The sequence below is a fragment of the Psychrobacter sp. AT9 genome, assembly GCF_047272965.1.
Classification (GTDB): Bacteria; Pseudomonadota; Gammaproteobacteria; order Pseudomonadales; family Moraxellaceae; genus Psychrobacter; species Psychrobacter glaciei.
Genome location: NZ_JBKOTW010000001.1, coordinates 1331246 through 1347916, shown reverse-complemented (window position 1 = coordinate 1347916; position 16671 = coordinate 1331246). Strand labels below are relative to the sequence as shown.

Below are 16671 nucleotides of genomic sequence, written 5' to 3'. Positions count from 1 at the left end.
TATTCTATAGTTGTTAGAGGTCTTATCCGGTCTACGTATGGCGCGTATACCAGTTATTGTTAATTACCCGTGAGTCCAATACATGCCTGAATCATTAAATATTATCGACCTTATCACCCAAGCCAGTCTATTGGTACAGATTGTGATGGCGCTCTTATTGCTAGCGTCTTTGCTCAGCTGGGTCATTATTTTTCGTATGAGTGCACGGCTTGGTACGGCTAAGAACTTTGATCAACAGTTCGAGACTTGGTTTTGGTCGGGTGAAGATTTGGCAAAGTTGTACCAAGGCGTGCAAGGCTCCCCTGAGCGCCAAGGACTTGAGCAGATATTTTATGTGGGCTTTTCTGAATATCTCAGAATGCACAAAAAACGTCAGCCAAAAGATGACATTATCGATGGGGTTGAGCGTAAGCTTCGGGTCGGCTTAGGACGTCAGCAGCAACTATTAGAATCTGGGCTTACTACGCTAGCGAGTATTGGTTCAGTCGCGCCTTATGTTGGATTGTTCGGTACGGTTTGGGGCATTATGAACGCCTTTTTGGGACTATCCCAAACTGAACAGGCGACCCTAGCCTCTGTCGCGCCTGGCATCGCTGAAGCACTAATCGCCACGGCCATGGGTTTGTTTGCGGCTATTCCTGCTGTGCTCGCGTACAACCACTTTACAGCCAAATCAAGCCGTTTGTATGATTCACGCGCACTATTCTGCGATGAGATGACCGGTATGCTCCAACGTGAGACAAGCGTCCAAAGCGTGGTAGATAGAGACAACGCACTTAATGGTCATGCAGGTCAGGTGACAGGGCTATGAAACCAAACCCCTATCGCCGCGAGAAAAAAGCGCTGAATGCGGAGATGAACGTCGTTCCTTATATCGACGTGATGCTGGTGCTACTGGTGATATTTATGGTAACTGCGCCGATGCTGATCACCGGCGTCGATGTCGAGCTACCAAAAGAGCAAACCAATACCATGAGTCAAAGCCAGCTACCCGTGATTGTCTCCTTAACCGATAGTGGCGAGATTTTTATCAGTTATGAGAGCAATATCGACTTACCGATTAGTGAGCCAGAGCTGATTAACACCTTGTCTAATTTGCAGGCGCAAAGCAGCGATGCGGGCGCGCAGCCTTTACAGGTCATGATCAATGCCGATCAAAACAATCAATATGGCGCTATCATGACCTTGATGGCAAGCTTGCAGCAAGCAGGTATCCAAAAGGTGGGACTATTAACGGGCGCACCCTTGCCCACACCCTCATCATAATGAATCCTATTGTTAGCACCGCTTGTTATAATAAAGTAGATAATCTGATGAACCTCATCCTCCAATATCATGTCCATGAGTATCACTGCCATGAATAATGCGCCTGCTGTTTATGTGCCGACCCAACCTGAAGGTAATGGGCTGACACTGCCTACGCTGCTCAGCTTTCTTGCACATGGTCTGGTGATTGGCATACTTATTTATACCTATCAAAATACAGAAGTTGAAACGGTAGGTAGCTTAGAGACCGTCATGGTATCCCCTGAACAGCTGGCTGAGATGCAAGGGCAAATCCTTGCCAATCGTGCCGCTGCTGCCAGTGCTATGCAAGCTGATAGTGGTACGAGCGGCTCATTCAGTGATATGCCAGAGAACACGGCTGACAGTAGCGCTAGCATTCAAAACCCCAACCAACCAAACTCTCAGCGCGTGCCTGTCTTTACACGCTCTGACGATCCTGCCAGTCGCCCGATGCTGATGAGTGAAGAACAGCATCAGCGGCTACTTGAGCAAAATCAAGAATATGAGCGCAATATGGCTGAATGGGCAGCACAGCTAGATGAGTCGGTAGTAGAAGAACACAGTCAAGTTGAACAAGATAAAAGACAACAGCTCATCGAAGAACAAAAACAGCTTAGGGATTACCGTAATAAACAAAACAACCCGCCTAGAATTACACGCCCTACTGCTACTGATAAAAATTTAAAAATTGATACTGGCAGCTCTGGCAGTGCCAGTAAAAACTTTAGCTTATCAGAAGATGGTGAGTCGACTGTATCTGGTGATTCTTTTACCTCTAGTACGGCAAAAGGTAGTAGTCGCTCTGCCTCAAGTGGCAGTCGCGGTGCCAGCAATGGTGAAATTATCAATTTAATCAAACGCAATTATAGCCCGCCAACCGCTGCCAAAGGCTCGACTCAGCGCGCCACCTTAACCATCACTGTCAATGCGAGCGGCAATGTGGTCAACGTCTCCGCTTCAGGACCTGATAGCGCGGTCAATGAAGCAGCCAAACAAGCAGTTTTGAATACTGGCAGCTTACCGATTGATGCTGATGATCCTAAGTACCCTACTTTTACCATACAGTTTAAAGGTAGCAATTAATCAGTTACCCAGTCCCTATATTATTGATAACGTTACCTTAAACTGCTTGCACTGTGTGTAATATTGCCATACCGTAACGGTAAACTTAGCCCCTATAAAAAATAACGATTAGACTATTTCAGGAGTTCAATTCGGTCATGCGTACTCATCAGAAGTTATGCCTTTCTTTACTTGCCAGCACCTCAACCTTGCTTATTTCTTCCAACTTGTTGGCGGCGCCTGTCGTCTTAGAATTAGATTACGATATTCCAGTCCAACAAAACCAAGTGGCTTTTGTGCCGTTTGCAGGTGATTCTGTGCTATCGCCGATTATTCTCAATGATTTGAGCAAAACTGAATTAAAGGTGACCAGTAAAGATTTGCCACAGCAGCCGCGCAGTATTAGCGAGCTGTCAGGCACATTACCGGTTTGGCAAAGTATGGGGATTCCTTACCTAGTGGTCGGTAGTACCCGCAGCAACCGCGGTAAAGTAGTCACCGATTACGAAGTGATTGATATCAAATCTGGCCGAGTGATTGAAGGCAAGCAAAGCTTAACGGCTGACAATAATAAAGAAAGCATGCGCTATGCCGGTCACGTCATCGCTGACAAAGTTTATGAGCTGATTACTGGTATTCCAGGTGACTTCTCCGGACGTATTGCTTACATCGAAGAAGTTGGTACTGGTAAAGAAAAAGTATCGCGCTTAAAAGTCATGGATGCTGATGGCGAAAACGCTAAGACCATTACTGAAGTTGCTGGTTCTATATTCTCCCCATCGTGGTCACCAGATGGTAATCGCATCGCCTATTCTGTGCAGCGCGATAAATCATATCCTGTTATTTATGTACAAAACGTGAGCGGCGGCAGTGCCAATGCTTTGACGCCATTCTCTGGTAGTAATTTAAGCCCATCATTCTCACCAGATGGCAGCAAGATACTGTTTTCTAGCAGCTTTGAAGGCAGTGCTGATATTTATGAGATGAGTGCCAGCGGCGGTAAACCTAGACGAATCACCAATTGGCCAAGCAGCGAGGTACAGCCAAGCTATGCACCCGATGGCAAATCTTTTGTATTTGTCAGTGACCGATCAGGATTTAACAAACCACAGATTTACCGTTATGAGTTTGGATCAGGAAATACGACCAAAGTATCAAATAGCGGTTATGCCACTAGCCCGCAGTTTAGTAGCGATGGCTCACAAATTGCCTTTTTAAGTGGTCGCTCAGCGGCGATCATGAATAGCGGCGGTGCTATCACTACGAATTTGGGCAATACGGGTATCGATGAAGCACCGAGCTTTTCGCCTAACGGTAAGCGTGTGGTCTATGCTTCTACCCAAGGCGGCAAAGGTATATTAACCATCAAATCACTGAACGGTGGTGAGTCATTCGGTAAGTCTGGTCAAGGCACTATTCGCTCACCAGTCTGGTCATCCAGCCCTAAATAAACCCTCTTTCTCATTATCTTTCTTAATCCATAAAGCCTTGCCTATAAAAAAGCGCCTAATAAATAATTAGGCGCTTTTTTATGTTGCAGAGAATGGTTAAGACACTTTTGTACGAACCATTTTCGCTTAAAAAACTATTAGCTAAGAATTTAAATAATAGTGTTATTCATCACTTGGATCACCCGCTGATGGATTGGGATGCCGCAGTTTTGCCACATCTTCAGCGGTAACGGTATCGGTAAAACCATTTAGGTCACTGAGCACATATTGAGTAACCGCAGCCATCTGCACATCGTTCATCATCCCATGGAATGACGGCATACCTCGAAAGCCATTAATCAAGATATCGATGATGTAATACTTTGATTGCATCTTACTGTTATTCGCCAGTGGTGGGTAATAGCCTGCGCCATCAGCACCCTCGCCTTTGTGCATATGACACGCCGCACAAGAGTCGTGATACAGCTTTTTGCCATCTGTCGTCACAAACCCATTTGTGCCTTCAAACTTTGCGTCCCACTTAGTAATACTTGGGTCATCTTCCATATTGGGCAACGAGCTGTCGTCGACAATATTGATAGGAGGTGCCGTAAGCTCCTCACGGCTCATATAAACACCGCCCCACGCACCCGTATTTCGGCTTTCTTGATAGTCATTGGTTGTTAGGGAATCCTGATCTTGTACACTGGAAACCGTTACTTCATCCTCTGACGGTTGATTACAGCCCAACAGTGCTGCACTGCTTATCCCACTCAGCAGCATCACCGTCAGCAGTTTGAGTGTCATCTCTTTCGTGACTTTTTCCTTCAAGATTGCCTTTTTCACGATTGCATTGTCCATAATAGCCTCTGAATTTTGTAGTTATTCATATTAACCAAGCGTTATTAAACAAGCATTTTTGCTTTTTTATGTAGGCGCTTCGCGGCATCCATACCAGATAAAATAGCGCCTTCTTGCCATGCCGGAATATGTGAGCAATGCTCACCCGCCAGCACAATACGATTATCAATACTGCACAAGGTGTCGTAATGCTGACGACGGGTCGACTCATTCCAAATCCCATAACAGCCAAGCGTCCATGGGATACGGTGCCAGACAACTGATGTCCCTGCGCGGAATTCTTTTGGATATTGGGGATGGATGTATTTACCATAAGCAAGCGCGACATTGATGCGTTCTTTCGGCGTTAAGGTATTAAACTTATAAGACGTAGGACCATAACCATACGCGCCGAGTAACACGCCCGTACCGTCTTTGAACATATTTTGTGACGGATAGGCAATTTGCGCAATGGGCATATCGGTATAAGTCAGACCACCAAATATCCACTCATCTTCTTCCCAAAAGCGACGGTTGAACTCTAGACCAACTTTATAAGAGGTCTCATAAGGCACAGCGGCCATCGCCTGCTTCATCGGTTTTGAGACATTGATATCAATCTGCGTCAGCACCGTTAGCGGAATATTGCACACGCACCAATCTGCACGAATGGTCTTGGTGGCACCATCTGGACTGTTGCTGTCGACATAATCGACGGTGACGCCACTGTCATCTTGATGAATCTTAGTGACCTTTGCATTAAACTCAATCATATCGCGGCATTCACGAGTGAACGCATCACCAATTTTCCCCATGCCGCCTACTGGCTGAAACATGGTTGGCTGGTGAGCATAAGTCATATGATTGCCATAAATATCTGCCCACATACCCGAATCCAATATCTCACTGATTGGCAAAGGTTTTGATGGTGTCGCATCGGGCATCAGGCCACCACCTGGAAAGACACTAAAGCCACGATGTTTACTGGTTTCATTACTGGCGCGATAGCGATAATCTTTATCGAGCACACCCCAGCCTTTTAAACCTTCTAATAGCTTTTCTTTGTCCTCAGTATTGACCGAACGATCAAGACCACCGACGTTGACTGACTTTGATAGCAGCTCCGCGACATGACCTTGAATATCGTTTTTCACATCACCCAAACGCTGAGGTACACCATTGAAATGATCAGTACGATGCAAATAAGCGCGATCATTGGTTTGGATAAAGGGCTGCATCTCAACGCCGAACTGTTTGCAATAATGGAAGACGGCATAGTGATGGCTTGGTAGACGCCACGGCCCACCATTAAAATAATTGCCCTCTTCAAAATCACAGGTGACTTCTTCACCGCCAAGCTCGGTATATTTATCACCGCTGTTCAATGTCCAACTACGACCGCCGCCACGATTTTGATATTCGAGCACTTTGACATCGTAGCCCGCTTTGCGTAACTCATAAGCCGCGGTCAGTCCGCCAAGACCCGCACCAAGAATGACGATACTAGCGCCCGGAGGTGCACCTTTAAGATCCATGGTCTCTTTAAAACTCGACTCTGACGCAAATCCTAACGTCGTCATTGCCTGATACATCGCTGTCGCGCCTGCGGTTTTACCAATCATCGAGAGCAGTTGGCGCCGCGTTGGTGATTGAAGCATGTCTTTCATAATAATGTCCTTAAAGTAGACGTCATGTATAACGGTAGGCAATCGTCTTTGGCATTTTGCTTTTATTATCGGCTCAGTTTATCTCGAACGTTTGTCTTGCCAAGCCTTAATGCATTACCGTTTTAACCTTAATTCTCGTACTGTAATCAGCGTCTAGAACGCCTTTATAAGTTCTATGTTCGACCGTTTACCTAAATAGAGTCAAACTAAGCGCGGCGTCTAGAGCGTAAGATGGCGCGGATGATAAACACAATAATAGCAATCGCGACGATAATACCGATTATCGCCAGTAAGCCTGCGTACTTAATCAAGAAAGGCTTATCAACGCCAGTATTTGCGATGCGATCGACATCGCTGGCATTCACGTCACTGCTGGTAAGACCACCAAAGTTCACCCGTACGTAATTGGTAATACCAGCGATTTGCTCGCTATTTAACTCATCTGAAAACCCTGGCATGATGGGCGATGTATTGGTTGCCCCTTCTACCCCATGAAGGATCATATTGACCAGCGCATCAGGTCTTTCGCGGCGGATACTACTCAGGCCGACGATAGGGGCATAACGTGCATCAGGCTGACCATAGCCGTCAACCCCATGACAACTACCACAGGTGGCTAAATATAATGATTCGGGGGAATTACTGCCATTACCTACTGCGGCTTTTGCCTGTTTCAAATATTCTTTTTGCGCCAGTAGATCATGAGTGATAGATTCGTTGATTGGCGTTGGTAGGCGCGACACATCTACCGCAGACACTTTATCGTCGGTCTGGACAGCAGGTACTGCCTTCAGATAAGAAGCAATGGCACTCAAGTCTTCGTTTTTTAAGTAGCGTGTACTGTGCGCGACTGCTTCACCCATGGGGCCACCCGCGTAAGCACGCTGGTCAAGCTCACCCGTACGCAGATAAGTGACGATATCCTGCTCACTCCAGCTGCCGATACCGCTCGACTCATCAGGCGTGATATTTGGTGCATGCCAATGACCGAGCTGGGCACCAGATAAGTACATACTCTTATCAAAACCCATCGTACTATTACGCGGGGTATGACAAGTACCGCAGTGCTCCAGATTATTGACCAGATATTCACCGCGTTTTTGGGTCTCGTTCAGTCCGTCGCGCTTTTCAGTAGACGGTACGTTGAGCAAATTCCAGCCAATCATTAAACTGCGAATATTAAAAGGAAATGGCAAGTCCGTTTTTTCTTTGGGAGCTTCGTCAACCGCTGGTACTGTCTGTAAATAAGCAAACAACGCACTGATATCTTCTTCTTTCATACCACTATAAGAAGGGTATGGCATGGCAGGATAAAGCATGTGATTAGGCGCACGACCTTTTTGCAGCGCATTCTTTAAGTCCGCTTCGGTATAGTCGCCGATACCGTAACGTTTGGATGGCGTGATATTGGTCGAGTAAATCTCCCCCATTGGGGTCTCGATTGGTGTCCCACCGGTATAGTCCTCACCATGACATGCCATGCAATCGGCCGCACGGGCAATGTAGACACCGCGATTTACAAGCTCGCTATTGGCAGGGCTAATATTAGGTAAACTAGTATTAGGTAAACTGGTATTGGCTAGGCTTGTATTAACGCTGCTTGCACCTTCAGCCATCGCAGCGTTGGAGGTCATACCAATGACGAGCATCGATAACATCATAGAAAGTGGCTTCATAATATCCTCATATAGCTGGCATCTAGGGTGTTTTAATTATTTTTAACTCATGACAGTTACTATCCAACAGTATCTACATTCAAAAAATCCAAGTCTTCCACTATTTATCTATGCTTTCGCTGTGTGTTCTTCGTACTATAGTCATTCCACTATAAAAGTATTACAGCGTTAACCTCGCTTGAAGTATCACATATACATCTACACTCGGTTGCCTTGTACTACTTTTGAATTGAATCGACTATAAATATTAAAAGTCGATAACGAATTTTTCTTTGTTATTCATAAGGCAATTATCAAGCTTAGTTACCGTAGAATGTCTGTCCTTCTTACTAAGGTAAAACTATTTTGCTAAAATTGTTCGAATAGTAACTTAATCCTCCTATTTTTTTACAAAAATAAAAGTTCCTATAATCAGCACTGAGTTTTTAATTAATTAATATGTTTTTTTATATTATTACTGCTGATGTTTTAAAATACTGATGGAAAACAACTACTCATCATTATGAATCGCTCAATTCATTTTTTTCTAGTGACGAACCAGTTAAAAAAAACTTAATAAACGCATAATTTAGCTGTTATTTTTAATTTCCACTGTACATAATACATACACATTGTAGAATCAGCATACTGTCCCTGCTTTCCCTAGTATTTATTATATGTATGGCATTAGCCGTTGTATAACACGGTAATTTGTTTATGATGAACGCTGTTTTAACAATGCCAACTGTGTCCTGAGATATCCCTATGAAACCCTTCATTATGACTTATATACTTTCGGCGACGATGCTATTAACCGCATGCCAATCTTTTCAATTTTTCGACAGTCCTATTCCTGTTACGGCGTTGTCAACCAAGGTCATTGATAAATAGCTTTACTCATGACAATAAAAAAAGCAGATATCAAGTTGATATCTGCTTTTTTGGTTTACTTAATAAACTCTAAGGTCTAATGATATTGATATTATCAGCATGCTCTAGAGTCGGTTCAATATAATTTGGATACCAGAAAGGCGAGTGAAAGTACTACAAATAGTAGACTAAGCGAGCCTGACACCGTATCTAATTTATATGGGATTGACTATATCATAATCGTACTTTAGCAAGTTGATGTGGTTGGTTGATGCTTTATGATAGTCTTAGCCAAATGATCACCGAACCAAATAGCTGTATCGATATCGCCTTTCCCTGGGGTCTCTTCAGGTGGACCATCAAGAGATTGCGTCATTAATCCTAGAAAGCTAGATAGACGGTTCAAGTCATGAGCCTCATGACCTGTCGGCATTAATGGCAAACCGATCCAATTCATACCATGCTGCATGGCATATAGAGAAATCTGCTGTAGCACAGCAAGTTTATCACCACTCAGTCCACCCGAGTTGGCAAAAGCGGCTGCCCACTTGCCTTCCCATTTTCTGTGATACCAGCGCTTTGAGGTCTCATCCATAAAAGTCTTAAATTCAGCAGTCACGCTGCCCATATAGACGGCACTACCAAAAACCAGCAAATCTGCCTGATCTAAAAAATCCCAGTCGACATCGTGAACATCGACGGCTTTTGCCTGTGCTTCTGGAAGTTGCTGGTGCGCGCCCATGACGATTGCTTCAGCCACACGCTTGGTATGACCGTAGTTGCTATGATAGATGACGGCAATCGATACACTTTGCGTGCTGTCAGTCAGTGTAGATGTCAAAGATGCTGTGGCAGATGTATTCATACAAACTCTAATAATAGCTATAAATAATTGAATAGAAATAAAACGGATTAAGGATGCTTAGTATCTACCAGCGTCCGGTAGGTTTATTCTGACTGGGTAGCAGAACGGCGTACAATCACCAGTGCCATCCGTCCTGTCGCTGGCTGCCGTAAATGCGTCTGACGTCGATAAGAGTAATAACGAGTATCGGCATAGCTACAGTCTATAGGTGACTCGTTGCACAATATTACACCAGCAGTGCTTAATTGATCAGCAGCAAGTCTTGGTAAGTTCAGCTTAATTTTATCCGCGTTTACTTTAGCGTAATTTGATAGTTTATCAACTGACTTATGTAAGTATAGAGGATCAATATTCGACTTTTTACTCATATCAGTACGACTGTCATCAGCGATCTGATTCTTAGAAACCATCACGTAGCGCTCATCAAATTTGTCAATACTGGCTGACGTCAATGACTGACTGTCTATACAACCTGCCAGCAGCTTATCGCGAACTTGACTGCCCACTTCATAATTTTGTTGGCTGATACAGACACCAATCCAACCCATGATTTGCCCTGAATCAGTAAAACACTCAGTCGTTGCTTTGATGACGCCACATGCCAACCCTTGCCAACCCGCGTGAATAGCGGCAATTTTGCCACTGGCTGGTTGGTATAGAACGATAGGCACACAATCAGCAGTCATTATCGCTAGACCCACTCCTGCTTGCTGGCTCAACATAGCATCAGCCGCCATCGGCCGCATACTGAGCGCTGTGGAGTCAGTATCATGAATGCGATTGCCATGAACTTGATTGACCCAATGCAGTCTTTTAATAGGCGTATATCGCTCGCGGATTGATGGCAAGCTAGTAAACTGCTCATTCATCACCGTTAAGAGCCGCATGCGATTGTCTAAGACCTCGGTAGCGTTATCACTGACGTGCAAGCCTAAATTGAGCGTGCCATAATCCGCTTGTCTCAGCTGGCTGGTTATATCAGCCTCGCTTTCATCCTTATTAGTGAATGCGGATGTCTGAAAAACCGCCACATCCTCTAGCTGCGCTAGTAATGTCATAGGAAGCTTATGAGTCATGGCTGATTTACCGTCTTAATGAGTCGTCTTTACATCACTGATAGCTATTTACTGCTGTTATCTGTCTATTATAAGCGTATTTACGCTGCTTACACAGAACGGTTACTCTTCATCGTAGCCATCACTTAACACTGTCATTAGCTGCTGCATATCTTCAGGGATTGGCGTTGTGACTTCGACATCCTCACCTGTCGTCGGATGAACAAAACCCAACGTATAGGCATGCAGTGCTTGGCGCGGGAAGTTGCTGATCGCCTGACGCTGTACTTCTGTCAGACCTGCCCGCAGTTGACGGCGACCACCATAGACGCGATCGCCTACAATCGGATAGGTAATATGACTTAAATGCACACGAATCTGGTGCGTACGACCCGTCTCAAGACCCACGTCTAACAGACAATAATTACCATTGAGCGCGGTCACATTTAATAAGTGCGTGACTGCTTCACGACCTGCCGTCATGACCGTCATTTTGGTACGCTGACTACGGTGACGACCGATCGGTGCATCGATACGGCGATGACGCAATAAACTTGCCGCATCCCCTGCCACCACACACTGATAATGACGATAGACTGACTTGTCTTTTAGCTGATCCATCAATGCCATTTGTGCCGGTTTAGTCTTGCCAATAAGCAGCAATCCAGAAGTGTCTTTGTCAATGCGATGCACCAGACCGGCACGCGGCAAATGATGCTGCTGTGGATAGTGATACAGCAAAGCATTAACCAAGGTGCCCGTCTGATTGCCAGCGCCAGGATGAACCACCATGCCAACTGGCTTATTAATCACCAAGACATCATCGTCTTCATACACCACATCGATATCGATGTCTTCTGGCTGATCTTCACTATGCTGCTGCAACGTCGTTGATAGATGTATGACATCACCTACTTTGACTCGAATTTTTGGTTTTTGCACGCTATCGTTATACAGCAAGCTACCATCGCTGATCCAGCCTTGCAACTGCGCACGCGAAAAGTCGGTAAACACCAGTGATGCCAGCTTATCGATACGTAGACCAGCTTCTTCTTCGGTGACCGTGTAGGTGGCATCGATAATGACTGGCACCGCTTGGCCTATAGTTGGCGCTTCATAATCAGCGTCATCGTCGTCACTGTCATCGTCGTCACTGTCATCAATCCCTTCATCAGCCTCATCGGCTTCATAGTCCTCAATCATCTCGTCATCGAGCATATCACTATCTTTTGAGGCAGCATCTTTTGAAACAATACTTTCAGAAGCTTGTGACATAGCATCCTCTGAGAGGGCGTCATTGGACACAGTTTTTGCGTTGATTCGGTCTTCAGTGTCTAGCTGCTTAGCATCAGATGATTCATTACTTTTTAAAACTTTATTTGGCATGGAAGGCTCTTGCGCTGATAAATGTGGCGCTGATAAATCAGTATCTAGCGATTGATTCGGTGATAAATGGGTGGTCATAGTATTATTATTCATAACAGATTTATATTTATATATAGCAAAGTCCCTGACAGGTTTTTGTAAGGCACTTTATAAGAGAATATAATAAGAAAATATAGTGCTGCATAAGAAAAACAGTGCCGTGCCCTGATGATTAAAACCTATCATGGTCAAAAAAGCAGAGGCAATACTGCCATAGTGTAGCATGCCAAGCGCTCAAGCCCTATAGAAGCTGACTGTTATCTGTCACTTTATGCATATCATTTGATACCTAAATCATTGACGATTAACTCTCTAAAATATGACATTGCTGTAATTTACTGTATATTTGTCGATGTCAGTGACATTCGATATCGCTCGTTGCGGCGGCTCATGCTAAACTGCAAAGCTGACACGTTATAGATGAAACATAATAGACAAAGACGTTTAGGATATATCCGCGGGTCAGACTGTCATACACTAAGATAAATATTGCAGGCTTGCTAAAATTCAAAGCAGCCTAGATAAATGAACTGCAAAATAGATGACGAAAAAATAGACGAAACGGTGGTTATTCTATAAAGTAAGCGTTATTTTACTGTATGCTATGGCACGGTATTTTTAAAAACGTCCCTCTTAATAGGTCATAGCAAAAACTGCCTTTGATAAAAATCATGTCAATTACGAGTCGTTTTAACCACTAGCACGCTCAATAATAGACAGTTAACTGGTGCGATAAGCATCGTTTTTATTATTAACCTTATATATAGTATGATAGCGTCGCTGCTATTATGCGCCTTGTGTCGGAGAAGAAGTATGCACGCTGTTGGCAATACGTTTATCAAACTGTCCTCAATCACCCTGCTTGCAATAAGTGTCAACTTGGTGGGTTGTCAAACTTTTAAGAACCTGACCAACAAAGACGTCGATGCAGTCGAAACTGCGGAAAAGTCAGAGCAAGGCTACTATAACGATGCCATCGCTCAGATTGATAAATCTCGTTATATTCAAGCGATTGAAGACTTGACCAATCTGCGTACCTTTTATCCTACCGGACAATATGCTGAGCAAGCCCTGCTCGATATGATGTATGCCCAGTATGAAAGCGGTAAGTTCGAATTGGCAGCGGCTAGTGCCGATCAGTTTATCGGTCTCTACCCTTCTAACCCTCAGGTCAGTTACGCCTATTACGTGCGCGGTGTCGCCAATATGCAAGGCTCATCTGAAGGCCTTAAACTGTTCAAGCTGAACCAAGCTGAACGTGATACTGCCTATCTGCGTATCGCTTTTGCTAACTTCCAAGAGCTCATTAATAAGTACCCAAATAGTCCTTATACGCCAGATGCTGCGCAGCGTATGACCTTCATTTATAACCAGTTTGCCGAAAGTGAGCTGAGTGCCGCCAGTTGGTATATTGAACGTGAGGCTTATGTCGCCGCTGTCAACCGTGCCAAATGGGTGTTTCAATACTATCCACTGAGTGAATCTGTACCCGAAGCCATCGCCATTTTGGCCTATAGCCATGAAAAACTGGGGCTAACGGACTTGGCAAAAGAATACAAAACCCTACTACAGATCAACTATCCGAATTGGCTGACCAATGATGGACGCGTTAAGCTCAATACCAAACGTGACCGCACTTGGTTTAACAAGCTAACCTTTGGTAAGCTTGGTCGTTCAGGTATTAAAGACAGCTCGGTCTCTGAAGGCAATTATACTGGCGCGACCAAAACTCAAGTTATTCGTAATGCCAGTCAATTGAGATTGCCTAGCGAAAACACTACGTCTGCCAACGCACCGATAGCCAATACTTCTCCTACACGTGGTAATGGCATCAATGTAGGCTTGGGTCTGCCTGAGGCATCAACTGAGCGCGTGACTAGCCAATCGAGCACTGGCTCTACCGCTAGAGAAGCGAATGTAGATCCACAAAATATTAACCCTACACGCCGTACAACGCTATCTGACCAAGGTGTTGGTATCACGCCATCAAATCCAAATGTCGATAGTACCGATATGGATGATGAATAAATGCTCTAGAGTTAAGATGGCTTATCTACGTTAATTAAGATAGCATTTTTTCTTTTTAACATATTAAGAAACAGTATGAACTAAATAAGGCCAACGCTCATGTTGGCCTTATTTAGTTCATACTAGGGTGTGCCCTCAATCTGAACGAAAGCACCTAAATGGGTTAAAAATATTGATCACAGCATTTCCACTCGCATGATGATCGCATCTCATTGCACCGATAACGACACGTACGAGCTCAGCCTAAAAACTCTTCACGTGTTCCCTCATTTTATGCCCAACGTTTCCAACCCTCATCATATAATCGCGTGACTTTTTTATTTCTTAAAGTCAACCATACTGTAGTGGCATAATATTATAGGAATCGAGGACATGGGCAACATGAACCGCAGCGAGTCTATATCCTCAGTTCGCAGAAGATAAGAAAGATACTAAAAGTAGACCGGCCCCCGATAAGTATCGAGGGCCGGTAAGGTATTCAAAAGGTCTTCAGGCGGTTATTAGTCTTCTAGTGCTTCAATAGCGTGTTGACCTACTTCTGTGTGATGCAGCACCTTACCAAAGGGTGCGGTAGTGTCTCCCGGGCCTTGGGTGAATACTAGTACCGGTGTATTGGTGTGGGTGCCGGTGGCCCAAACTACATTTTGCTGTTCTGCCACTTCGCGAGCCAGCAGATTCTGGCGATTGTCGTCAGTTTGGTAAGCGAAAAAGGCGCCGTTAGCGTTCATTTTTGGGACAGTTTTGGTGCTCAGATAAGGATGGCCTTCGGTATAAAAAGGATTGTCTTCGGTTGCGAGCACTCGCTTGGCCTGAGCTTCGGTGATATCGAAACCAGTTTCAGCGTTTACAATACGGGCTAAGCTAGCAGGTGTTTGCTGGTCTGCTTCTAATGCATCGAACTGGCTATAGAAGATATCGCCGTAGGAGGACTTCTGCTCGTATAGTTTATCGAGGGTCGCTACGTCGCCGAAGTTGAAGAGTGGTTGAAACTGTTGCTCTTTGAACACGTTGCCCGGTAGGTCACGTCCATGGGGTAGATCGTTAGCAGAATAGCTGAAGCCAAAGCCACCTGTTTCGTGATCGGCAGTCACCACAACAAGAGTATCGTCACGGCCTTCCGCCCAATCCAATACGTGATTAAGTGTTTCGTTCAACCGCAGCATTTCGTGCAGCATAGTGCCAGTGTCGTTGTAATGCCCTGCCCAATCGATTTGCCCAGCTTCGATCATCAGAAAAAAGCCTTTATCGTTTTTGGACAACGAATTAATCGCTTTTTCTGACATTTCTTTCAGCGTTGGTATAGTGCGTGCGGGGTCATTCTTAGTTTGGTGCTCGGTAATACCGTTTGGCAACGCTGAGTAAGCAAACAGGCCGAGTATCTTGCCGTCGGCCTTTTCCATCTGTGAGCGATTGAATGCTAGGTCATAGTTCTTCTGCTGTGCTTCGGCGATCAAGTTTCGGTTGTCTTTACGCTTAGATTTAATAACGACGCTACCTTCTGATAGCACTTCCAATTCTTGGCGGACAGCTGATTGCTCGTCATTAGCGGATTCAGGAATCCAGTAACGCAGACCGCCGGACAACATGACATCTACGTTATTGTTCAGCAGATCAACCGCAATTTCATTTTCCAGACTGCGGTGACTCTGGTGCGCGGCAAAGCCTGCTGGGGTTGCATGAGTAATACGGGTATCGGACACCAGCCCGGTAGATTTTCCTAGTTTTTTGGCCTTTTCCAGTATGCTTTCTGCGCTATTACCGTCTTTATTTGTGCCAACCATCTCAGCGCCAGCTAGCTGACCGGTTGCCAGTTGTGTGGCGGAAGCGGCAGAATCGACCACTAGGTTGTTGTTGGCGTGGGTCATGGAAATACCCATACGGCCGTTGGCGGCGATTCGGTCAAAGGCTGTCGTGCCGTCGGTGATTACCGAATTTGGCGCTTGCTTGGCATACGCCAATAGTAGACCAACTTGTTGTGGCCCCATACCGTCACCAATGATCATAATGACATTTTTGGCTTTTTCCGGCGTGGATTGTACTGCTTGCGGCGCGGACTGCATTGTTGTACACGCTGTCAGCATGAGGTAGGTTGTGACCAACCCTGCTGCTGTGGCTTTACGGACGTTCATAATCAAATCCCATTGCGGTTTGTGTTTTTATGGCTATTTGGGTGCGGCTACTGCTGCCTTAGCTGTCGTCCAGATGTTTATCTATCATGGGGTAGATCTCGGTCACCAACGGCGCCGATTATTTCACTGTTTTTTACCTACAGCAGAATTAGCAGACAGGGTTTTTTACGCAAATCTTCATGAAGTACGCGCACTCCATGGCTCATTGAACTCATACCGCTCTCTTAATAACTTCCCTATAAAATGGATGCTCATTGCAGTGAGAGAGAGTTCAAACGAACACACTAACACACTTCTGTTACAATCTTGCACCGAATTTCATGACAAATTAAGCGGTTTCTCACCTAGTCTGAAACTA

The 16671-nt window shown here is 45.0% G+C and carries 12 protein-coding genes; 5 read left to right on the top strand and 7 right to left on the bottom strand.

Annotated features, from left to right (window positions below; translation table 11 throughout):
• Positions 1 to 82 precede the first annotated feature (82 nt).
• From tolQ to ACMFL8_RS05785, 4 genes are all read left to right on the top strand, one after another.
• On the top strand, positions 83 to 811 hold the full coding sequence (gene tolQ / locus ACMFL8_RS05800) for a protein TolQ (protein ID WP_413190341.1): 729 nt from the start codon (positions 83 to 85) through the stop codon (positions 809 to 811).
• Positions 808 to 1266: a protein TolR gene (gene tolR / locus ACMFL8_RS05795; RefSeq protein WP_194619882.1), complete on the top strand. Its 459-nt coding sequence runs from the start codon at positions 808 to 810 to the stop codon at positions 1264 to 1266. Before tolQ ends, tolR begins: the two co-directional genes overlap by 4 nt.
• A gap of 75 nt (positions 1267 to 1341) precedes the next feature.
• Positions 1342 to 2370, top strand: a complete 1029-nt coding sequence (locus ACMFL8_RS05790; RefSeq protein ID WP_413190340.1) for a TonB C-terminal domain-containing protein — start codon at positions 1342 to 1344, stop codon at positions 2368 to 2370.
• A gap of 137 nt (positions 2371 to 2507) precedes the next feature.
• Positions 2508 to 3800, top strand: coding sequence for a translocation protein TolB (locus ACMFL8_RS05785; RefSeq protein WP_413190339.1), 1293 nt, complete (start codon positions 2508 to 2510; stop codon positions 3798 to 3800).
• A gap of 162 nt (positions 3801 to 3962) precedes the next feature.
• Here ACMFL8_RS05785 and ACMFL8_RS05780 read toward each other — a convergent pair whose 3' ends face one another.
• The 6 genes from ACMFL8_RS05780 to ACMFL8_RS05755 form a co-directional block, all read right to left on the bottom strand.
• Complete coding sequence (locus ACMFL8_RS05780; RefSeq protein ID WP_413190338.1) at positions 3963 to 4640, bottom strand: c-type cytochrome; 678 nt, start codon at positions 4638 to 4640, stop codon at positions 3963 to 3965.
• Between the two features lie 44 nt (positions 4641 to 4684).
• On the bottom strand, positions 4685 to 6286 hold the full coding sequence (locus ACMFL8_RS05775; protein ID WP_413190337.1) for a flavin monoamine oxidase family protein: 1602 nt from the start codon (positions 6284 to 6286) through the stop codon (positions 4685 to 4687).
• 206 nt (positions 6287 to 6492) lie between these two features.
• Positions 6493 to 7962, bottom strand: a complete 1470-nt coding sequence (locus tag ACMFL8_RS05770) for a c-type cytochrome (RefSeq protein WP_413190336.1) — start codon at positions 7960 to 7962, stop codon at positions 6493 to 6495.
• A 1096-nt stretch (positions 7963 to 9058) separates the two neighbouring features.
• Complete coding sequence (locus ACMFL8_RS05765; protein ID WP_413190335.1) at positions 9059 to 9676, bottom strand: flavodoxin family protein; 618 nt, start codon at positions 9674 to 9676, stop codon at positions 9059 to 9061.
• An 83-nt stretch (positions 9677 to 9759) separates the two neighbouring features.
• Complete coding sequence (locus ACMFL8_RS05760; RefSeq protein WP_413190334.1) at positions 9760 to 10752, bottom strand: polyphenol oxidase family protein; 993 nt, start codon at positions 10750 to 10752, stop codon at positions 9760 to 9762.
• A 102-nt stretch (positions 10753 to 10854) separates the two neighbouring features.
• Complete coding sequence (locus tag ACMFL8_RS05755) at positions 10855 to 11934, bottom strand: RluA family pseudouridine synthase (protein ID WP_413191372.1); 1080 nt, start codon at positions 11932 to 11934, stop codon at positions 10855 to 10857.
• Positions 11935 to 12969: 1035 nt separating this feature from the next.
• Here ACMFL8_RS05755 and ACMFL8_RS05750 point away from each other — a divergent pair.
• Positions 12970 to 14184, top strand: coding sequence for an outer membrane protein assembly factor BamD (locus ACMFL8_RS05750; RefSeq protein ID WP_413190333.1), 1215 nt, complete (start codon positions 12970 to 12972; stop codon positions 14182 to 14184).
• Positions 14185 to 14684: 500 nt separating this feature from the next.
• On the opposite strand, the gene ACMFL8_RS05745 is transcribed toward ACMFL8_RS05750, so the two are convergent.
• Positions 14685 to 16313, bottom strand: coding sequence for an alkaline phosphatase (locus tag ACMFL8_RS05745; RefSeq protein ID WP_413190332.1), 1629 nt, complete (start codon positions 16311 to 16313; stop codon positions 14685 to 14687).
• Between the last annotated feature and the right edge of the window lie 358 nt (positions 16314 to 16671).